This is a genomic window from Kitasatospora sp. NPDC048239 (assembly GCF_043202015.1).
Taxonomy (GTDB): domain Bacteria; phylum Actinomycetota; class Actinomycetes; order Streptomycetales; family Streptomycetaceae; genus Kitasatospora.
The window spans coordinates 1-20,573 of sequence record NZ_JBICZP010000003.1; the positions used below are offsets into that span (position 1 = coordinate 1).

The 20,573-nt window shown below is 75.3% G+C and carries 12 protein-coding genes, 2 tRNA genes and 1 pseudogene; 10 read left to right on the top strand and 5 right to left on the bottom strand.

What is annotated here, in order from left to right; translation table 11 throughout:
• Positions 1-528 precede the first annotated feature (528 nt).
• A pseudogene (locus ACGFZP_RS07780) lies at positions 529-1,827 on the bottom strand (PP2C family protein-serine/threonine phosphatase); the annotation flags it as partial.
• A 172-nt stretch (positions 1,828-1,999) separates the two neighbouring features.
• The gene (locus ACGFZP_RS07785; RefSeq protein WP_392929703.1) at positions 2,000-3,319 is read right to left on the bottom strand and encodes an NAD(P)/FAD-dependent oxidoreductase; all 1,320 of its coding nucleotides are present in this window, start codon (positions 3,317-3,319) and stop codon (positions 2,000-2,002) included.
• Between the two features lie 602 nt (positions 3,320-3,921).
• Here ACGFZP_RS07785 and ACGFZP_RS07790 point away from each other — a divergent pair.
• Together ACGFZP_RS07790 and ACGFZP_RS07795 are read left to right on the top strand one after the other, a co-directional pair.
• Complete coding sequence (locus tag ACGFZP_RS07790; RefSeq protein ID WP_392929705.1) at positions 3,922-4,824, top strand: TetR/AcrR family transcriptional regulator; 903 nt, start codon at positions 3,922-3,924, stop codon at positions 4,822-4,824.
• Positions 4,825-5,162: 338 nt separating this feature from the next.
• Positions 5,163-7,496 carry a sigma-70 family RNA polymerase sigma factor gene (locus ACGFZP_RS07795; protein WP_392929707.1) on the top strand — a complete coding sequence of 778 codons (2,334 nt, stop codon included), beginning with the start codon at positions 5,163-5,165 and terminating at the stop codon, positions 7,494-7,496.
• Positions 7,497-7,527: 31 nt separating this feature from the next.
• Here the strand turns inward: ACGFZP_RS07795 and ACGFZP_RS07800 are convergent, their stop codons facing one another.
• From ACGFZP_RS07800 to ACGFZP_RS07810, 3 genes are all read right to left on the bottom strand, one after another.
• Positions 7,528-8,232 carry a DsbA family oxidoreductase gene (locus ACGFZP_RS07800; RefSeq protein ID WP_392929708.1) on the bottom strand — a complete coding sequence of 235 codons (705 nt, stop codon included), beginning with the start codon at positions 8,230-8,232 and terminating at the stop codon, positions 7,528-7,530.
• 167 nt (positions 8,233-8,399) lie between these two features.
• Complete coding sequence (locus tag ACGFZP_RS07805; RefSeq protein ID WP_392929710.1) at positions 8,400-8,921, bottom strand: universal stress protein; 522 nt, start codon at positions 8,919-8,921, stop codon at positions 8,400-8,402.
• 119 nt (positions 8,922-9,040) lie between these two features.
• The gene (locus ACGFZP_RS07810) at positions 9,041-11,176 is read right to left on the bottom strand and encodes an asparagine synthase-related protein (RefSeq protein ID WP_392929711.1); all 2,136 of its coding nucleotides are present in this window, start codon (positions 11,174-11,176) and stop codon (positions 9,041-9,043) included.
• Positions 11,177-11,908: 732 nt separating this feature from the next.
• On the opposite strand from ACGFZP_RS07810, the gene ACGFZP_RS07815 reads away from it, so the two are divergent.
• From ACGFZP_RS07815 to ACGFZP_RS07850, 8 genes are all read left to right on the top strand, one after another.
• Complete coding sequence (locus tag ACGFZP_RS07815) at positions 11,909-13,336, top strand: MFS transporter (protein WP_392929712.1); 1,428 nt, start codon at positions 11,909-11,911, stop codon at positions 13,334-13,336.
• Positions 13,337-13,426: 90 nt separating this feature from the next.
• Positions 13,427-13,488: transfer RNA gene (locus ACGFZP_RS07820), tRNA-Ser, on the top strand.
• A 408-nt stretch (positions 13,489-13,896) separates the two neighbouring features.
• The gene (locus ACGFZP_RS07825; RefSeq protein ID WP_392929714.1) at positions 13,897-15,507 is read left to right on the top strand and encodes a TROVE domain-containing protein; all 1,611 of its coding nucleotides are present in this window, start codon (positions 13,897-13,899) and stop codon (positions 15,505-15,507) included.
• Between the two features lie 120 nt (positions 15,508-15,627).
• Complete coding sequence (gene lhgO, locus ACGFZP_RS07830; protein ID WP_392929717.1) at positions 15,628-16,863, top strand: L-2-hydroxyglutarate oxidase; 1,236 nt, start codon at positions 15,628-15,630, stop codon at positions 16,861-16,863.
• Between the two features lie 41 nt (positions 16,864-16,904).
• Positions 16,905-17,735, top strand: coding sequence for a tRNA (guanosine(46)-N7)-methyltransferase TrmB (trmB, locus tag ACGFZP_RS07835; RefSeq protein WP_392929719.1), 831 nt, complete (start codon positions 16,905-16,907; stop codon positions 17,733-17,735).
• 116 nt (positions 17,736-17,851) lie between these two features.
• Entirely contained in the window at positions 17,852-19,213 is a 1,362-nt protein-coding gene (locus tag ACGFZP_RS07840; RefSeq protein WP_392929720.1) for a PrsW family intramembrane metalloprotease, read from the top strand.
• Positions 19,214-19,321: 108 nt separating this feature from the next.
• Positions 19,322-19,395 (top strand) — tRNA-Met (locus tag ACGFZP_RS07845).
• A gap of 191 nt (positions 19,396-19,586) precedes the next feature.
• A complete protein-coding gene (locus ACGFZP_RS07850; RefSeq protein ID WP_392929723.1) occupies positions 19,587-20,351 on the top strand; it encodes a hypothetical protein in 765 nt (254 codons plus the stop codon).
• Positions 20,352-20,573 lie beyond the last annotated feature (222 nt).

Here is a 20,573-nt window from a genome sequence, read left to right on the forward strand (position 1 = left end):
CCAGCGGGCCCTCCGGGCGCTTCGTTCTTTCGTGTTTCCAGCTTATCAGATGTTCTCCGCTCCGTTTACCGGAGTTTCGCTTCCCTGACTCGCTGCCCTTCGGCCTTTCGGCGCTTCCGACTCTACCAGATCGCTCTGCAGTGTCTTTCCGCGCTTCCCGGTCTCAGGAGGCTTTCACCGGACCCGACCTGACGGCCTGTCCGACGTTTCCCACTTTAGCCGAGCCCCGCTTCGAAAAGCGAATCCGGCCGCAATCCATTTAGACGGGCACGCCAAATTCACCCCGAGCCGCGGTAGCAAAAAGCAACGCGTACCCGGCCTGAACCAGGAAGTGGTGTTTCAGTGGATTGGCTACCCCGGGACCGTCCGCGCCGATGCGTGTCCGGTGCTCCCAGCCAGGCAGCTCGAAGAACACTAGACCTCTCGCGAGGCCGAGTCAAGCGCAGGCCCCGGGACCTCGGCTGACCCGCAGGCGACCCCGACGACATCGGTGCCGCGCCCGGGGTCGGGGTCGGCCTCGGTGTCCGCGGCCGGCAGCTGGAAGGCGAGGACGGCGACGTCGTCGTCGTGGTCCGAGCTGACGCCCATGGCGCGGAGCAGACGGGAGCAGACCACCTCAGGGTCGCCGACCGGGCCGGCGAGCGTCCGGGCGAGCAGGTCGAGGCCCTGGTCGATGTCCTCGTCCCGCCGTTCCACCAGGCCGTCGGTGTAGAGGACGCCGGCGGTGCCGGGCAGCAGACGCAGGGTGTGCGAGACGTGCACGCCGCCGCCGGTGCCCAACGGGGGGCCGTTCTGTTCCTCGCTGCGCAGGACGGTGCCGTCGGGGCAGCGCAGCAGCATCGGGAGGTGGCCGGCGGACGCATAGGTAAGGGTGCGGCGCTGCGGGTCCCAGACGGCATAGGTGCAGGTGGCGATCTGGTTGGCGTCGATCTCCATGGCGAGGCCGTCGAGCAGGCGCATCACCTCGTGCGGCGGCAGGTCGAGGCGGGCGTAGGCGCGGACGGCGGTGCGCAGCTGGCCCATGACGGCGGCGGCGCGCAGGCCCCGGCCCATGACGTCGCCGATGACGAGCGCGGTTCGGCCGCCGTCGATGGCGATGACGTCGTACCAGTCGCCGCCGACGGCCGCCTCGGCGCCGCCGGGCTGGTAGGTGGCGGCGACCCGGAGGTCGGCGGGCTGGTCGAGCTTCTGCGGGAGGAGGCTGCGCTGGAGGGTGACGGCGGCCTCGCGCTGGCGGCGCTCGGCCTCGCGCAGCCGGGTGGCGGCGAGGACCTGGTCGGTGACCTCGGCGGCGAAGATGAGGACTCCGGCGGGAGGTCCGCCCTGGCCCTCGCTTCCACCGCGGGCCTCGCCCTGGTCGGGGAAGGTGTCGTCGCGGGTGAGCGGGACGCAGGAGACGTTGTAGTAGCGGTTGCCGGTGAGGCCGAGGATGCAGCGGGCCTTGACGCTGCGCGGGCGGCCGCCGCGGACGACCTGGTCCATCAGGGGCAGCACGCCCATGGTGTCGAGTTCGGGGAGGGCGTCGCAGGCGGGCTGGCCCGTCGGCCGGTCGCCGAAGAGGTCGCGGTAGGCGCGGTTGGCGTAGCCGAGCTGGTGGAGCGGGCCGTAGGTGACGGCGACCGGTGCCGGGATGCGGTTGAGGACCTCCCGCAGGTCGCGGGGGCCCGGCAGCACGAAGGCCTCGCTGGGCGCAGTGGTGGGGTCGCGGGGGCTCGGGACCACGACGCCGTCGCCGGATGCCGTGCCCTGGTCGGTGCCGGGCCCGGTCTGCGGGGCGGCACGCCAGGGGACTCCGGTGAGCCGGGCGCTCCAGCGCATGAGGTTCAAACGACGGCCGCTTCCTCGGGTTCCAGGCATATCATCACTTTTTGTGTGCACACTGCCACACGGGGTAATGACTCGGTTGGGCAGATCCTGTCAGGCGGAGGCCCGATTCCGGAAGTCGCGCGCGCGGGGCGCGGCCGTCATGTCAGTCGCCGCGGGGCGTCGGGGGCCGCTCTCAGGTCGGCCGGTCGTCCGCGAACCCCGCCTCGAACTCGGAGCGCGGGTGCTCCAGGGTGCCGAGCGAGACCACCTCCCGGGAGAACAGTCCGCCCAGGACCCAGTCCATCAGCACCCGTACCCGCCGGTCGGCGCTCGGCAGCCGGCGCAGGTGCCGGGCCCGGTGCAGCCACCAGGCCCGCCGGCCGGTGAGCCGTCCCCCGCGCCGGGTGTGCGCGACGGCCCGGCCGAGGCCGAGGGAGGTCGAGCAGGCGGCCTGGTCGGGCCGGTACGCGGCGATCCCCTCGGCGCGCGGGCCGCCGTCCAGCGAGGCCAGCACGTTGTCGGCGAGCTGCTCGGCCTGGGCGAAGGCGTGCTGGGCGTTGGGCGCGCAGGGCGCGTCGCCCGTGTGCGGGTCGGGTACGGCGGCGCAGTCCCCGGCCGCCCAGACCCCGGGCAGTGCCCGGCCGTCCGGTCCGACGGCCTGCAGGGTGGGCAGGCAGCGGACCCGGCCGGAGGTGTCCAGCGGGAGGTCGGTGTCACGCAACAGCGGGGAGGGTCGCACCCCGGCCGTCCAGACCAGGGTGCGCGCGGCGAAGCGGCTGCCGTCCGAGAGCGCCACGACCCGGCCGACGGCGGACTCCAGGGTGGTGCGCAGCCGGATGTCGACGCTGCGTTCGCGCAGCTGGGCCAGGGTGTGTGCGGCCAGCTCGGGCGACTCCTCGGCCAGGATCCGGTCGGTGGCCTCGACCAGCACCCATCGCAGGTCCTCGGGGCTGATGTTGTGGAAGCCGCGGACGGCGTGCCGGACCATGTCCTCCAGCTCGGCCAGCGCCCCGACGCCCGCGTAGCCGGCGCCGACGAAGACGAAGGTGAGTGCGGCCTGCCGGAGCGCCGGGTCGCGGGTGGCCGAGGCGAGGTCGAGCTGCTCCAGGACGTGGTTGCGCAGGCCCACGGCCTCGCCGACGGTGGAGAAGCCGAGGCCGTGTTCGGCCAGTCCGGGGACGGGCAGCGTCCGGGACACCGAGCCGGGTGCCACCACCAGGACGTCGTAGTCGAGTTCGACGGGCGCGGACGGCTCACCGTGGGGTGCGGCGTCGGCCCAGGCCCGGCGGGTGGCGTGCTCGATGCGGGTGATCCGGGCGGTGAGCACCCGGCAGTCCGGCAGGGCTCGGCGCAGCGGGACCACCACGTGCCGGGGGTCGATCGAACCGGCCGCGACCTCGGCGAGCAGCGGGTGGTAGGTCAGATAGGACTGCGGTTCGACCACGGTGATCTCCGCCTCGCCCCGCCGGAGCCGCTCGCGCAGCGCGCGTTGGAGGCGCAGCGCGGTGGACATCCCGGCGCAGCCGCCGCCGATGATCAGGATTCTGATGGCGCACCCCCTGCCGATGTGGCCTTCCCTGGACCTTGGGCAGGGTGGAGCCCCGCCACGCCCTCAATGAAGGACCGCCGGGGGGCCTCTTGTCCACAGTCCGTACCGGGTCCGATGGGGTGGAAGTTGACCCGTGTGGCCAGATGTGCTGCCGGGGTGAGTTTCTGACGCACTTTCGGCCCCGAACTTCCGTGAACTATGGTCGGATTGTGTGCCGGGGCAGCCGTCGCCATGACAATCGGCGGCGACGCACCGTGGAGCGGCCACTACGGCCTGTTCTAGCGTTGGCGTGAGAACCCGACTGCGGGACCGTGATCCGGGGAAGGGTAGTTCCCGGACGGGGCCCCGAACTGTGCCGACGCCGAGCCGGTCGTAGGACCGGTCCGGTGGCGCCGACAGGTCGCGGTCGCAGAGCCGTGGGCCGTGGATCAGGCCCGATGTGGGCGATGCGAGCAGCACGAGCGATGGGTCATCGGGCTCATCTCCGACAGGTGAAGCTGCACCGGGGGGTGCAGGGGCGGGCGACGACAGGGTCCGGGATCGGATGCCTGCGGGGGAGAGTTGGGATGATGGAGCAGGATCGACTGTTGGGGCGGGCGGCCACGCCGCACGCCGGCCACGGAGTTGTGCCGGAGCAGCGCGGCCCCGCCGACCTGCCTGCGCAGCACGCCGCCGCGTACGCCGCGGTCCCGTACCGCGAGGGGCTGTCACCGGGTGCCGGTGCACCCGCGCCGGGATCCCGGCTGCGGGTGGACGCCCGGCGGAATCTGGAGAGCGTGCTGCGCGCGGCGCGCGAGGTGTTCGGCGAGTTCGGCTACGGCGCGCCGATGGAGGAGGTCGCGCGCCGGGCCGGGGTGGGCGTGGGCACGGTGTACCGGCGCTTCCCGAGCAAGGAGGTGCTGGTCCAGCGGATCGCCGCCGAGGAGGTCGCGTGGCTGACGGCGCAGGCCCGGGAGTCGCTGTACGGCGGCGGCGGTGCCTGGGACGCGCTGGCCGGGTACCTGGCGCGGGCGGTGGGCACGGGCGCCGGGCGGCTGCTGCCGCCGGAGGCGTTCCGGTACGCGGAGGAGCTGGGCCGGGTGCCCGAGCAGCGTGCCCCCGATCTGGCCGGGACGGGCGCCGTGCTCGGTGGTGTCCGCTACGAGCTGCGCGGTCCGGAGCCGTACCCGGCGCCCGATCCGGCGGCCGCCGGGGACGCGGATCCGCGGTTGCTGCTGCAGCTGCTCGCCGCGCTGGTGGCGCGGGCGGGTGCGGCCGGCGAGCTGCGGCCCGGGGTGACGGTGGCCGACGTGGTGCTGGTGCTCACCGCCTCGGTGCCGGTGCACGCGGCGCACCCGGCGCCGGTGCCCGGATCCGGGCCGGCGGGCCCGGGGGCGACGACAGGTGGTCAGCAGACGGACGGTCAACCGTCCGCGAGCCCGGCCGACCGGCTGCTGCAGATCCTGCTGGACGGCCTGCGGGCGCGCTGAGGCCGGCCGCCGGCAGCGGTCACCGTCCGCTGCCGGTCGTGGAGTTGGGCTCGGCCCTGGTCCGGGCGGCCGGCTGCGGGCGCGGTGCGGCGGGTGGTGTGGAGAGCGGGCGGGGCGGGCCGAACACATCCGCGACGGCCCCTCGGAAGAGTGGGTCGCGGCCGGTCCGGCTACCGCCCAACTCTGCGCTATGCCATCCTTTTGCCCGTGGTTGGAGCCAATGTCCCGATGCGCGCCGTTCGCGCGCCCTCGGCGCCGTGCAGCGGGGACCGGTGCGCCCACGCACTCCTGCGCGCCCTGCCACACTGCGGGGGCTGTCGTGGAATCTGGGGTCCGTTGTGAGCGCCGAGGAACAGAACGACTACGGCTACGGCCTTGACTTCGGCCGGTCCGGCTCGGGCGGGTCCGAAGGCGTGGGCAAGGGCCGGTCCGAGGACGGGACCGGCGATTCGGCCACGGGCTCCGGCGTGCCCGGCCGGCGCTCCGGCCAGGTGCCCGGCGCGGGTCCTGGGCAGCCGCCGGCTCCCGGCGTCGGCCAGGTGCCGGACCAGGCGGGGATGCCCAGCCGCGAGTCGCTCTCGGCCTCCGCCGCCGCGCTCCCTCCCAACCGGGTGCCCGGCCAGGCCCCGGCCGGCCGGGGCGGCGTCACCCCGGAGGCCTTCGTCGGCGGCGGCCTCCCGGCCCGGCCGACCGTGCCCGCCCCCGCCGATCCGGTGGACGGCGAGCGCCCGCCCTCCGACGCCGAGTTGACCGCCCTGGTGCGGGCCGGCGACGACACCGCGTACGAGGAGATCTACCGCCGGCACGCCGACTCGGTGCGCCGCTACGCGCGGACCTGCTGCCGGGACAGCTTCACCGCCGAGGACCTGGCCGGCGAGGTGTTCGCCCGGACGCTGCAGGCGCTGAAGGCGGGCAAGGGCCCCGAGTTCGCCGTCCGCGCGTACCTGCTGACCGCCGTGCGGAACGTCGCCGCGGCCTGGACCCGCAGCGAGCGGCGCGAGCAACTGGTCGACGACTTCAGCGCCTTCGCGCAGGGCTCGGCCGCCACCGTCGACCTCGACCTGGCCGACCCGGGCGCGGACGCCTGGGCGATGGCGCTGGCCGACCAGCGCATGGTGATGCAGGCCTACGCCGAACTGCCCGAGGACGACCGGGTGGTGCTCTGGCACACCGAGGTCGAGCGGGAGTCCCCGAAGACCGTCGCGGTGATGCTGGGCAAGACCGCCAACGCCACGGCCGTCCAGGCCCACCGGGCCCGCGACCGGCTGGCTGCGGCCTTCCTGCAGGCGCACGTCTCGGGCAGCCAGAGCCAGGGCTGCGAGGCGTACGCCAACCGGCTCGGCGCGTACGCGCGCGGCTCGCTGCGCAAGCGGGCCTCGACGGAGGTCGGCCGGCACCTCAAGGAGTGCGACCGCTGCACGGCCGCCTACCTGGAGCTGTCCGAGATCAACCACGGGCTGCGGGCGCTGCTGCCCGGCGGCGTGCTGGTCTGGGTCGGCGCGGGCGGCTTCAGCGCCGCCGCGGCCGCCGTGGGCGGTGCGGCGGCGGTCGGTGGCGCTGCGGCGGGTACCGCGGCCGCCGTCTCGGGTGGCACGACGGGCGCCTCCACCGGTGCGGCCGGTGCGGCCTCCGCGGGTGCCGCCGGGGCCTCGGGCGGAGGTGGTGCCGGAGCCGGCGCCGCGGTGGGCGAGGGTCTGGGTACGGCCGCCAAGGCCGGGATCGCCGCCGCGATCGCGGTGGCCGCGGCCGCCGTCGCCGCGTACGCGCTGACCGGCGCCCCCGAGCCGAAGCCCCCGCTGGCCGCTCCCCCGGCCTCCTCCCCCGCCGCGCCCGCGCCGCCGCCGGCGGCCCCGGCGCCGGTCCCACCCGCGCCGGCCCCGGCGCCGAGCAGCCCCGCCGCGACGCCCTCGGCCGAGCCCGCCCCGCCGCCGGCCCCCTCGCCGGCCCCGTCGGTGGTGCCGGGCCCGGCACCCAAGGCCGCGCCCGCCGTCCCGCCGCCCGCACCGGTGCGGACCTCGCCCTCGCCGACGCCGCCGAAGCCCCCCAAGCCGCCGGTACCCAAGCCTCCGGTACCCGAGGTGCCGGCCGTTCCGGTGGTCCCGGTGGTACCGACCCCGGACGTTCCGGTGGTGCCCAAGCCCGAGGTGCCGGTGGTGCCGACGCCGACCGCGCCGCCCTCACCGCCCGCACCGACCGTCGCCCCGCCCACCCCGCCCGCGCCGACCGACTTCTGGGCCGACGACCTGCCCGTGGTGAAGCCCGGCAACAACCGGGTGCCGCCGCCGGGGCCGAGCATCCGGCAGAAGGGCAGCGACTGGTTCTGGCAGCGCGACGCCGTCTCCATCGACGGCCGCCGGCACCTGCACGGCATCACCGTGCACGCACCCGCCACCACCCTGATCGACCTCAACCGCGCCTGCACGTCCTTCGACGCGGTGGCGGGGGTCGACGATCTGACGGGCTCCCCCGGCGATGTGCGCTTCTCCGTCCAGGGCGGAGACGGCCGCACGCTGTGGACCTCGCCGGCGCTCGGTGCGGGCGACCCGGCGGTGCCCGTGCACGTGCCGCTGGCCGGTCAGCAGTCGATCCGGCTGACGGTCACCCCGGTGCACGGGATCTGGTCGGCGCTGAACGTGGCGGACTGGGCCGAGGCCCGCTTCAGGTGTGCCTGAAACGGGCCTCGGAGGTCCTGCCGGGTCGGGCTCAGATCGCGCAGGAGCCGTCCGCGCAGGCCTCGCCGGCCGGGGCGACGGGCACCGGCACCGGTCGGCGCTCGCCTATCTCGGTGGCGACCTGCTCCAGCACCTTGCGGAAGGTCTCGGCCTCCTGGCCGCCCTGGACGGCCCACTTGCCCTCGAAGACGAAGGTCGGCACGGCGCTGATGCCCAGTTCGCGGGCCTCGGCCAGCTGGGCGCGGACCTCGGCGGCGCCCTCGTCGCCCGCCAGGTAGGCGCTCACCCGGTCGCGGTCCAGCCCGGCGGCCACGGCCACCTCGGTCAGCGCCGCGCGGTCGCCGACGTCCACGCCGTCGGTGAAGTGCGCCTTGAGCAGCGCCTCCTTGAGCGCTCCCTGGACGGCCGCGCCGTACTCGCTCTCGGCGAGGTGCAGCAGCCGGTGGCCGAGGAAGGTGTTGGCGTGCAGCGCCGCGTCGAAGTCGTACGTGATGCCCTCGGCGAGGCCGAGCTCGGCCACCCGGGCGTCCATCGCGACCGACTGCGGGCCGTAGCGCTCGGCCAGCCACGCGCGGTGCGGGCTGGCCGTCTCCGGCGCGTCCGGCACCAGCTGGTACGGCCGGTAGACCACCTCGACGTCCTCCCTGCCCGCGAAACCGTCCAGCGCCTCCTCGAAGCGGCGCTTGCCGATGTAGCACCAGGGGCAGGCGATGTCGGAGTAGATCTCGACCTTCATGACGGGCTTCTCCAGGGGTGGGGAGGACGGCGTTCGAGATAGGTGAACGGTGAACCATCTCCGGACATTCCCGGCACCCCGGTGCGGCCGGCGGCCAGGCGCAGCGGCCGGCGGCCAGGCCTGCGGTCAGCGGTCGAGCGGCCAGGCGCGGCGGCCAGGCGCGACGGTCAGCGGTCGGGCGGGGCGGGGACGACCAGCACCGGACAGGCCGCGTGGTGCACGGCCGCCGCGCTGACCGAGCCGAGCAGCAGCCGGCTGAAGCCGCCGTTGCCCCGGGTGCCGATCACCAGGGTGTGCTGCCGGGTCGAGGCGGCGAGCAGCACCTCGATCACGTTGCCCAGCACCACGTGCAGCGACAGCTCCCCCTCGTACGGGCGCCCGCGGGCGTCCTGCACGGCGGCCACCGAGCGGCGCAGGCCGTCCGCCATGCTCTCGACCAGCGTCTCGACGCTCTCGTGCACCAGTTCGGCCATCCCCGGCGGGTAGCCGGCCGGGGCCGGGTTGACCACCGCGAGCACGTACAGCGGCAGCCCGAACAGCTCGGCCTCCGTCATCGCCCGGTCCAGCGCCCAGAGCGCGCCGTCCGAACCGTCGCAGGCGGCCAGCACCCCGGGCGGCCGACCGGACGGCGGGCGGCCGCGCACCGACAGGACGACGGGGACGGACGGTTCCGGATTGGCGCTGCTCACCGGGGCCTCCACGGGGGAACGGGACAGGGCGCCCCGCCATGATCGCCGCCGTGCGGGCGAGCGGCGACGAGCCGCGCCGGAGGCGGCGGCGCGGCCCGCCCACCGCGCGCCGCGACCGGTCAGACCCGGCCCAGGGCGGGGCGCTCCGCGGTCGGCAGGCCGGTCCAGCACGCGCCGTGCCGGCGGGCGCGGACCCGGCGGAGCCACAGCTCGGTGGAGACCAGCTCGGCGAGACCGGCCAGCGCGTCCGGGGGCAGCTCGGCCGCCCGGGCCAGCGTGGCGCGCACGGCGGGGAGGTCGATCAGGCCCGCCTCGGCCAGCAGCGGGGCGTCGAACAGCTCGGCGATCCCGTCGGCGGCCAGCCGCAGGCCGGTCCGCTCGGACGCGGCGCGGTCGGGGCGCGGGGCGCGGCCCCAGTCGGGCGGCAGGTCGGTGCGGCCGGCCCCGGTGAGGACGGCGTGCAGCAGCGCGTGGCGGGCGCCGGGCTGCAGCCGGACCTCGTCGGGCAGCAGCCGGGCCGCGCGGACCACCTGGTTGTCCAGGAACGGCGCGTGCAGCCGCTGGCCGGGTTGCTCGGCGGCGTGCACCAGGGTGCGGAACCCGCGTGCGTGGCGGTGGAGGGCGTGGCGGGCCCGCTGCGCACCGGGATTCTCGGTGGGCGCCGGTCCGCGCGCCGCCAGCCGGAGCCGCAGGGCGACCGCCGACAGCGCCTCGTCGGAGAGCCAGCGGGCGGCCGGTCCCGGCACGCACCAGGCCAGGTCACCGGCCGACCGGGCGCCCACCGTGCCGCCGCCCGGCACCTGCCGGACCGTGAGCCGCACGGCGGCGTCGTCGAGCGCGTCGGCGTACCGGACCCGGGAGAGCCGGTGGGCGGCGCGCAGCACGGTGAGCGGGGTGCGCAGCGCCCCCGCCAGCACACCGACCGCCGCCCGGTCGGCGCCGGCCAGGGCGGCGACCGGGGGGAGCAGCTCGCGCGGGCGGCCGACCCTGATCAGGTCGGCGAGCCGGGCCGGGTGCCCGTCGAGGACCTGGCGGGCGCCGTAGCCGGTGAGGTGGTCGGTGCCGCCGGCGTCGAAGCGGGCCTCGGCGCGGGCGGTGGTGACCAGCTCCGGTCCGGGTTCGTCGGTGAGCCGGCCGGCCTGCGGGTCGGCGCGCAGGCCCGCGTACGGGAGGGTGTCGGGGCCCGGTGCCAGCACGGTGTGCCGCAGCCGGGGCGTGTCGGGGGCGAGCGCCAGGGTGGCGGGCCCGTCGGTCTCGCCGAGGGTGACGGCGGCCAGCTGCTCGGGCCCGGGCTGCTCCGCGGCGGCCGGGCGGGCCCAGGAGCCCTTGACGGCGCCGCTGCGGGCGCCGGGAGCGGGCTCGGCCGGGACCGGCAACCGGTCGCCGGCGCCCGGCCCCGGGGGTGCGAGCGGGACGGCGGCGGCGAGCAGGGCGACGGTGGCGGAGGCGGTGCCGTAGGAGAGGTCCACGCCCAGTCGGGCCCGGTCGGAGCCGGTCCGGCCCGGTCCGGTGGTGCGCACCCGGGAGCGGACGGACTCCAGCAGGGCGCGGGTGAGCTCGCGGACGGCGGGGGCCTCGCCACGGGGTGGCGGACCGCCGCCGGGCTCGTCGTAGGACGCCAGGTAGGGGCGGCCGCCGCGGACGGCCAGCGCGTGCCCGGGCGGCACCCGCCGGACGCCGAGGTACGGGGTGCCGGTGCCGAGCGCCTCCGGTGACTCGGGGCAGGCGAGGCGGGCGGCGAGGTGGCCGGTGTCGAGGGGCGCGCCGATCAGGTCGGCGAGCGGGAGGGCCGCGGTGGCGTACGCGGTACCGCCGCACCAGGGGGTGTGGAAGACCGGCTGGGCGCCGGCCAGGTCGGTGAGCAGCACGGTGGAGCGGGTGCCGGTGCGCAGCACGACCGTGTAGCTGCCGGGCCAGGCGGTGAGGTGCCGGACGGCGCCGCCGCGGGCCGCGGCGAGGCCGGCGGCGAGTTCGGCGTCGGTGGCGCCGCAGTGGCCGAGGACGGCGAGCCTGGTGGTGGCGGGGGTGTCCTCGGCGGGGTCGGGGCCGGGCGGGCCGACGGTGACGGCGGCGGGGGCGCCGGGGCGGAGGGTGACCAGGCGGATCTCCTCGGGCCGCCAGTCGCCGACGGCCCAGAGCGGGTTGGGGCCGGTCCACAGGGGGCGCGCGGCGATCGGTACCACCGCGCCCAGCGCCTCGTGCGCCGGAGCGCCCGCCCGGGGCGCGCCCGTGCTCCAGCCCGTCAGCCACCGCATCGCGCCTCCACCGGACGAGGACCTGCACCGCGCGGCGCGTCCGCCGCCGGTCACTCCTCGTCCCCTGCCCGTGGCGCGCCCAGGCGGCCGCCCACCGCGATCCGGCGCGCCGTCAGGAGACATCGTGCCACCGGTTGCCGCTCCGGTGACCGGAGTTGTCGTTTCCGATTCCGCCGCGGCCTGGTCCGCCCGGAGCGCCCCACTGGTCACCCGGGCCCCGGCGGCGGCCTCCGGCCGGGCGGGCCGGGCCTCCCCCTCCCCGGCCCGGACCGCCTGCGCGGCGGCGCTGTCATGGCCATCGCAAGATGGCCGAAAGGCGTCGCCCAGCCCGGGAGGGCATCCGCATGCCCTCCCGGACCTCGCCACCACCCGCGGGGATTGAGGCGGCGGCATCCCCCGGCCCGCCGGGTCCTCGACGGCGGGCCGACCCACGACCACCAGCGAATCGCCGACCGGCCGGTCGGGCCAGGGGGCACGGCCAGGCGCACATCGACACGGGACCGGAGCACAGCACTCCGGCGGGCGGCCCGAGCGGTCGGTCCCGGCCGTTCCCGAGGCGGTCCGGACCAACCCCGCCGGGCCCTCCCCGGGGCGGCACCGGGTGCGGTATCCCGCCATCCGGAATGCGGCCTCTTAACCGTCGGAACGCGTCCGACTACTCTAGGTACAGCAGCTACGGCCCGGTGCCGCCCGGGCCCCGCGCACAAGGCCGCAGGAGGTGCCGCCGCCACCATGACCGTCAGCCCACGAGGACCGAACGAACGGCTCGGCACGCTCCTGACCCTGGCCCAGATCAGCAACGCCGGTCTGGCCCGCCGGGTCAACGACCTCGGCTCCCAGCGCGGGTTGACGCTCCGCTACGACAAGACCTCGGTGGCCCGCTGGGTCAGCAAGGGCATGGTCCCGCAGGGCCCGGTGCCGCACCTGATCGCCACCGCGATCGGCGGCAAGCTCGGCCGGCCCGTCCCGCTGGAGGAGATCGGCCTCGGCGACACCGACCCGGCGCCCGAACTCGGCCTGGCCTTCCCCCGGGAGGTCTCCGAGGCGGTCCGCTCGGCCACCGACCTCTGGCGGGTCGACCTCGACCTGCGGCGCGGTCCCGGCGGCGGCCGCTGGAGCGACAGCCTGGCCGGGACGTTCTCGGTGGCGGCCTACGCAACTCCGGTGTCGCGCTGGCTGATCACCCCGGCGGACGGCTCGGTGGCCCGCGAGGCCCCGCGCGCGCCCGCCGAGTCCGGCCCCTACCGGGTCGGGCACTCGGACGCCGCCAAGCTCCGCGAGGCCGCCCAGGAGGCCCGCCGCTGGGACTCCAAGTACGGTGGCGGGGACTGGCGTTCCTCGATGGTCCCGGAGTGTCTGCGGGTGGAGGCGGCTCCGCTGCTGCTGGCCTCGTACAGCGACGCGGTCGGCCGGGCGCTGTTCGGCGCGACGGCCGAACTGACCAGGCTGGCCGGGTGGATGGCCTTCGACACCGGCCAGCACGAGGCCGCCCAGCGCTACTACATCCAGGCCCTGCGGCTCGCCCGGGCCGCCGCCGACGTACCGCTCGGCGGCTATGTGCTGGCCTCGATGAGCCTGCAGGCCGGCTACCGGGGCTTCGCCGAGGAGGCGGTGGACCTCGCGCAGGCCGCCCTGGAGCGCAACCGGGGGCTGGCCACCGCCCGCACCATGAGCTTCTTCCACCTGGTGGAGGCCCGGGCCCAGGCCAAGGCCCGCAACGCGGCGGCGTGCGCGACGGCGCTCGGCGCGGCGGAGAGCGCGCTCGAACGCGCCCGCGCCGGTGACCCCGACCCCGCGTGGATCGACTTCTACGCCTACGACCGCCTCGCCGCCGACGCCGCCGAGTGCTTCCGGGACCTCGGAGTGCCCTCCAAGGTCCGCCAGTTCACCCGGGAGGCACTGGCCCGCCCGACCGAGGGGTTCGTCCGCTCGCACGGACTGCGGCTGGTGGTCTCCGCGATGGCCGAGGCCGAGGCCGGCAACCTGGACGCGGCGGTCGCGGCCGGCGAGCGCGCCGTCGAGGTGGCCGGGCGGATCTCCTCGCAGCGCAGCCGCGAGTACGTGGTGGAGATGCTCCGGCGCCTCGAACCCTTCCAGGGCGAGCGCCGGGTACGCGAGTTGGCGGAACGGGCGCGCACCGTGCTGGTCGCCCCGGCGTGATCCGGGCCGGCGCGGGTGGTGGCGCCGCCCGGCGGTAATTCGAATGCGGGCACCGGAACCTCCCCGATAAGGTCGTTCTCGTCCAGGTGCGCAGGCAGAGGTTACTTCCACTGTTAATGGGCGGGTCGCGGGTTCGAATCCCGCCGCCGGCTTTCGGGCCGGTGTAGCTCAGCTGGTAGAGCAGCACACGTCACCTCAGCCGTCCTCGATCTCTGGACACCAATACCTGAATAGAATTCCGCACCTTCCGGTGCGATGGCAGCGGTTACTCCGTGGAGTGCCCCCAGCGGGGCGCGTGGAAGCGAGAACCGACACCGCCGCCACGTCGATCTCGGGAGGCAGAGCGCCGGGGTGCCCGGTGCGAAGGCGGGGGTTACTTCGGATCTTGCGGTTCCGGGTTCAAATCCCGGGCGTGCCGTGCGCGGCCGTTAGCTCAATCCGGATAGAGCACAAGGCATATTCACCCCCGCCGATGCCGGCCGCCGGGCCGGCCCGATCTCGGGCACCCCTGTTTCGCCATGCCTCCCTCCCGTTCCACCAGCCAGCAGGGGGGCTCCACCATGTCGCGTTTCAACATCCGTACGGCAAAGCCCGGTCCGAGCTCGCCCGTGACCACCAGCGGGCAGCGCACGGTCAACCACAACGGCGGCACCGGCCACCTCCGGGACGCGAAGTCCGAGCTCTTCCTCCTGGCCGTCGCCAACCTCGTCGGGCAGGACACCTTCTACGAGAAGGGCGGCGACCGCGACGACCGCTACACCGCCCTGGTGCGCGAACTCGCCGTCACCGACCCGGCGTGGACCCTCGGACTGCTGCGCTGGCTGCGCCACGGCGCGCAGCTGCGGACGGCCCCGCTGGTCGGTGCCGCCGAGTTCACCCGGGCCCGGCTGGACGCGGGGGCACCCGGCTACTCCCGGCAGGTCGTCGACGCCGTGCTGCAGCGCGCCGACGAGCCCGGCGAGCTGCTCGCCTACTGGACGTCCCGCTACGGCCGCGCGCTGCCGAAGCCGCTCAAGCGCGGTGTCGCGGACGCCGTGCGCCGGCTCTACAACGGCCGGTCCCTGCTCAAGTACGACACCGCCGGCAGGGACTACCGCTTCGGCGACGTCCTGGAGCTGACCCACCCCGCGCCCGATCCGGCCAAGCCGTGGCAGGGCGCGCTGTTCGGCTACGCGCTGGACCGCCGGCACCGGCCGGACGAGGCCGTCCCGCCCGCCGCCGACCGGCTGCTGACCGCCAACCGCGAGCTGCTCGCGCTGCCGGTGGCCGAGCGCCGGGCGGCGGTGACGGCCGAGGACGGCGCCGAGCGGCTGGCCGCCGCCGGCCTGACCTGGGAGGCGCTGGCCGGCTGGCTGCAGGGCCCGCTGGACGCGGCCGTCTGGGAGGCGGTCATCCCGTCGATGGGTTCGATGGCGCTGCTGCGCAACCTGCGCAACTTCGACCAGGCCGGGGTCTCGGACGAGGTCGCGGCCGAGGTCGCCCGGCGGATCTGCGACAAGGACGAGGTGCACCGCGCCCGCCAGTTCCCCTTCCGCTACCTCGCCGCGTACCGGCACGTCCCGTCGCTGCGCTGGGCTCAGGCGTTGGAGACGGCGCTCGGCCACTCGCTCGCCAACGTGCCCGCGCTGCCCGGCCGGACGCTGATCCTGGTGGACCGCTCGGGCTCGATGTTCGACCGCCCGAGCGAGCGGACCAGGCTCAACCGGGCCGACTCGGCGGCGATCTTCGGCACCGCGCTGAAGATCCGGGCCGCCCAGGCGGACCTGGTCGAGTTCGGCACCACCAGCCGGGTCGTCGAGGTGGCCCGCGGCGAGGCCGTGCTGCGTGTGCTGGGCCGCTTCGGCAACCTCGGCGGCACCGCCACCGGCGAGGCCGTGCGGGCCCACTACCGGAACCACGACCGGGTGGTCGTCATCACCGACGAGCAGACCGGACCGGTCGGCCGGGGCGGCGGCGCACTCGACGCCGTGCCCGGAGCCGTCCCCGTCTACACCTGGAACCTGGCCGGCTACGCGCCCGGTCACGCCCCGAGCGGCTCGGCCGGCCGGCACACCTTCGGCGGTCTGACCGACGCCGCGTTCCGGCTGATCCCCCTGCTGGAGAGCGGCCGGGACGCGCGCTGGATCTGGGAGCGGCAGGACGGCGACCCGGCGCCCTCCGGTCGGTCCTGACGGATCGGAGGGCGGCTCCCCGGCGCCCGGCCGCGCCGGGCGCAGGCCCCCTCGACCGGCACCGCCCGCCGTGGCAGCATCGGCGGCGTGGCGGTACCGGGCGGACCTGGGGAGCGAGCGGTGGCGTACGACTTCGACGTGCTGGTGGTGGGCGGCGGGATCGTCGGGCTCTCCACGGCGTACGCGCTGACCAGGGCCCGGCCGGGGCTGCGGCTGGCGGTACTGGAGAAGGAGGCCGGTTTCGCCGCCCACCAGACCGGCCGCAACAGCGGGGTCATCCACAGCGGCGTCTACTACCGGCCGGGCTCGCTCAAGGCCGGGTACGCCCGCGCGGGCGCCGCCGAGATGGTCGGCTTCTGCCGCACCCACGACCTCCCGTACGAGGTGACCGGCAAGCTGATCGTGGCCACCGACCGCGCCGAGCTGCCCCGGCTGCGGGCGCTCGCCGAACGCGGCCGGGAGAACGGCATCCCCGTCACCGAGCTGGACCGGAGGGGCATCGCCGAGCACGAGCCGGAGGTCACCGGTATCGCCGGGCTGCACGTCGGCACCACCGGCATCTGCGACTTCCCCGCCGTCGCCACCGCCTACGCCCGGCTCGCCCGGGAGGCCGGCGCGGAGCTGCGGCCCGGTACCGAGCTGCGGGCGGTCGCCCGCCGGGCGGACGGGGTGACGGTGCAGACCTCGGCCGGCGAGCTGCGCTGCCAGGTGCTGGTGAACTGCGCGGGTCTGCACAGCGACCGGATCGCCCGGCTGGCCGGGGACGACCCCGGCGTACGGATCGTGCCGTTCCGCGGCGAGTACTACGAGCTCGCCAAGGAGCGCCGGGAGCTGGTGCGCGGACTGGTCTACCCGGTGCCCGACCCGGCCTTCCCGTTCCTCGGCGTCCACCTCACCCGGGGCATCCACGGCGATGTGCACGTCGGCCCCAACGCGGTGCCGGCCCTCGCCCGCGAGGGCTACGACTGGCGCACCGTCCACCCGCGCGAGCTGGCCGGGACGATCGCCTTCCCCGGCACCTGGCGGATCGCCCGCCGGCACTGGCGGTACGAGATCGGCGAGCTGCACCGCTCGCTGTCCAAGCGGGCCTTCACCACCGCCGTACAGCGGCTGCTGCCGGCCGTCACGGCCGCGGACCTCGTCCCGGCCACCGCCGGGGTGCGGGCCCAGGCGGTCGCCCGGGACGGCACGCTGCTGGACGACTTCGCCTTCGCCGGCTTCGACCCGGACGCGCCGCGCTCGACCCGCCGCCTGGTCCACGTGCTGAACGCCCCGTCCCCGGCGGCGACCGCCTCGCTGCCGATCGGGCGCGAGGTGGCCCGGCGCGCACTGGCCGCTCTGGAGGCGGGCGGCTGAGCGGCGGGGTGGGGAACGCGGCCCCGTAGACTCGGTTGATTGTGACTGCCACTGCCCCGATCCCCCAGCCCTCGCCCTCCGCCCGGCTCTCCGCCGCACCGGCCGGGTACCCCGCGCCGATGTACCCGCACCGGGCCACCGAGGCCCAGCACAGCGAGCGGCGCATCCGCAGCTTCCAACCGCGCCGGGGCCGGATGACAAACGCCCAGGCCGGCGCGCTGGACCGGGGCTGGGAGCGGTACGGCATAGCAATCGACGGCAGCCCGCTCGACCTGGGCGAGCTCTTCGAGGGCCTCCCGGTGACCCTGGAGATCGGCTTCGGGATGGGCGAGACCACCGCCGCGATGGCCGCCGCCGACCCGGCCATGGGCATCCTGGCCGCCGACGTCCACACCCCCGGCCACGGCAACCTGCTCGGCATGCTGGAGCGCGACGGCTCGCGCAACGTCCGGCCGGCCGCCGGCGACGCCGTGATCCTGCTGCGCGACATGCTCTCCGACGCCTCGCTGGCCGGTCTGCGGGTCTACTTCGCCGACCCGTGGCCCAAGCCCAAGCACCACAAGCGCCGACTGGTCCAGCCGTCCTTCCTGGAGCTGGTGCTGCCCCGGCTCGCCCCCGGCGCCCTGGTGCACTGCGCCACCGACTGGGAACCGTACGCCGAGCAGATGCTGGAGGTGCTCTCCGCCTCCCCCGAGCTGGAGAACCTGCACCCGGAGGGTGACGGCACCGGCTGGCTGGAGCCGGCGGACCACCCGGACGGCAGCATCCCCGGGTACGCGCCCCGGCCCGAGTGGCGTCCGGTCACCAAGTTCGAGCGGGCCGGCATCGCCAAGGGGCATGTGGTCCACGACCTGCTGTTCCGTCGCCGCTGAGCCCGCTCCGGGCGTTCGATCCGGCGGCCGTGCGGTGAGCGGCGGGCCCGGGGCGGGTGGGACGGATCGTCCCGATACCTCCCGACGGGCCCGTGTGGTGGCCTACCCTGTGCCGGGTGAGCAGCCCGTCCGGCGGCGGGTACCGCGCCGCCGTGGCCGCCGACGACCAGGAGATGCCCACGCGCACCGCCGGCACCCGGCCGATTCCGGGGCCCCGGAGGCGCCGGGCGCACCGGCTCGTGCCCTGGCCCGCCGTCGCGGCGCCGGGCCTCCCCGCAGCCGTTCCGCTCGGGTCGGCCGGGCCTACCGGTTCGACCGGTTCGACCGGTTCGACCGGTTCGACCCGGGCACCCGTACTGCCGTGGCTGCTGCGGCTGGCGCGCCCACCGCGCTCGGTGGCACTCTCCTCGGTCACCGCCACCGCCGTGCTGACCCTGGCGGGCTGCGGGGTGCTGATCCTCCACCTGGTGCGCCGCCAGACCGGCACCACCGGGCTGCTGGTGGGCCTCGGCCTGGCGATGGTCCCGCTGCCCTTCGTGCTCGGCGGCCTGGCCTGGCTCAACCAGACCGCCCGGGTGCCGCTGCGGCACACCGTGTTCTGCCTCGGCTGGGGCGCCTTCGCCGCGACCACGGCGGCGATCCTGGCCAACGGCTGGACCAGTACCTATCTGACCGCCCACCAGGGCAGCCTCGGCGAGATGCTGGGCGCCGACATCGTCACCCCGGTGATCGAGGAGAGCGCCAAGGGCGCGGCCCTGCTGGTCCTGCTGCTGCCGCTCGGGCAACGGATCCGATGCCACGGCCACCGCACCGACCGCCCCTGCGCGGCCGTCCTGCGCCGGCTGCCCGGCACCCACCGCCCGCACCCCCGCGCGTACGCCCGCCGGCTCGCCGCCCTGCACGCCCGCCACGGGCTGGGGCTGCGCCCGTACCTGCGCCCGCTGCCGTACCTGCGCCCCTACCCGCCGACCCCCGCCCACCCGCGCGCCCGCTCCCGGCCGCGCACCCTGGCCGCCGGGGTCGTCCTCGGCGGGATCACCGCCTGCGGCTTCGCCTTCACCGAGAACGCCCTCTACCTGGGCCGCGCCTTCACCGACGACCAGCAGCAGCGGCTGGACAGCATCGGCCTCGGCGAGTCGCCCAGCCTGCGGGACTTCGACAGCACCGTGCAGACCTTCGTCCTGCGCGGGCTGCTCTCGCCCTTCGCCCATCCGCTGTTCACCGCGCTGACCGGGCTGGGCCTGGCCGTCACCCTCACCACCGGCCGCCGCTGGCTGGCCCGGCTGGCCGCACCGGGCGGGCTGCTGCTGGCGATGGCCCTGCACGGCACCTGGAACGCCGCCGCGGATCTCGGCACCCACGGCTTCCTGCTGGTCTACGCGGTCCTGATGGTGCCCTGCTTCGCCGCCCTGGTCTGCTTCGCCGCCTGGGCCAGGACCCGGACCGCCCGGCGCGCGACACGCCGCGCGCGGCCCTGAACCTGGACCGTTCGACCACGAACCGCTTCCGGCGGGGAGCCCGGCGCGGGGTCGGTGAAGAACCGATTTCCCATCCGGGCGACTTCCCCGTACTGTTGTGTTTACCGACGCGGGGTGGAGCAGCTCGGTAGCTCGCTGGGCTCATAACCCAGAGGTCGCAGGTTCAAATCCTGTCCCCGCTACTTTGTAGCCGAAAGGCCCGGAGGATTCGTCCTCCGGGCCTTTTGCGTGCCCGAACGCGGTCAGGGCACGGTCGTGGCACGAAGCTGTAACAGGGCCGAGTTTCAAGATCTGGTAAATCGCGCGTAAACCATACTCGGGAGAAAGTCACCCGGACGGGTGTGTTCAGCCGCACCGAGTTAGGAAGCTCCCCATGCTCTCGAAGCGCCTTGCCAGTACCGCCGCGATCTGTCTGCTCCTGGCAGTGGGCACGGCCGCCTGCGGAGGCGACAAGGACTCGGCCGCCTCCGGGCCGAAGCTCGACACCGACAAGCTGAGCGCCCAGGAGATCGAGAAGCAGGCCAAGGACGCGCTGGCCGGTGCGAGCGCCGTCAAGATCGCCGGCACCATGGCCGGCGAGGACGGCAAGACCACGATCGACCTGTCGCTCGACACCAAGGGCCAGTGCACCGGCTCGATGGGCATGCCCGGCATGGGCTCGTTCGAGATCATCAGCGACGGCAAGGCCACCTACCTGAAGCCGGACAAGGAGTTCTGGAAGGCCTTCGGCGGCCCGAAGGGCGAGCAGGCCGCCGAGCTGTTCAAGGGGCGCTACCTGACCGGCTTCGAGAACGACCCCCAGATGAAGAGCCTGACCACGGTCTGCAACCTCGCCGAGCTCAGCAAGAAGATCACCGAGGACGACGGCACCAAGAGCAAGGCCGAGAAGGGCTCGGCGGGCACCGTCAACGGCGCCAAGACCTTCAGCCTCAAGGTCACCAACGACGACGGTGAGCAGTCGACCATCCACATCGCCACCGAGGGCAGGTTCTACCCGGTGCGGATCGAGAAGGCCTCCGGCAAGGACGGCGGCCAGCTCGACTTCACCGACTACGACAAGCCGGTCGCCATCAAGGTCCCGGCCGCCGACAACGTGATCGACTTCGCCAAGTTCAAGCAGCAGCTCCAGACCGCCTGAGCCGTCCGGACCGGCCGGATCGGCAACCGCGAATAATCCGTTGCCCTCCTTCGGGTGCGGTGCCTACAGTGGCCGCACACTGAAAGGAGGTGATCCTGAGTTGAGTTCCATCAGGATGTGTGAGGTGGCTGCTCGCTAGAGCCGCCCCTGCCTGCGTAGTAGGGCGAGGTCCTAGGGCCCTAGGCCTCCGGCAGGCGAAATCCACAGCAGTCACCCGGCCCG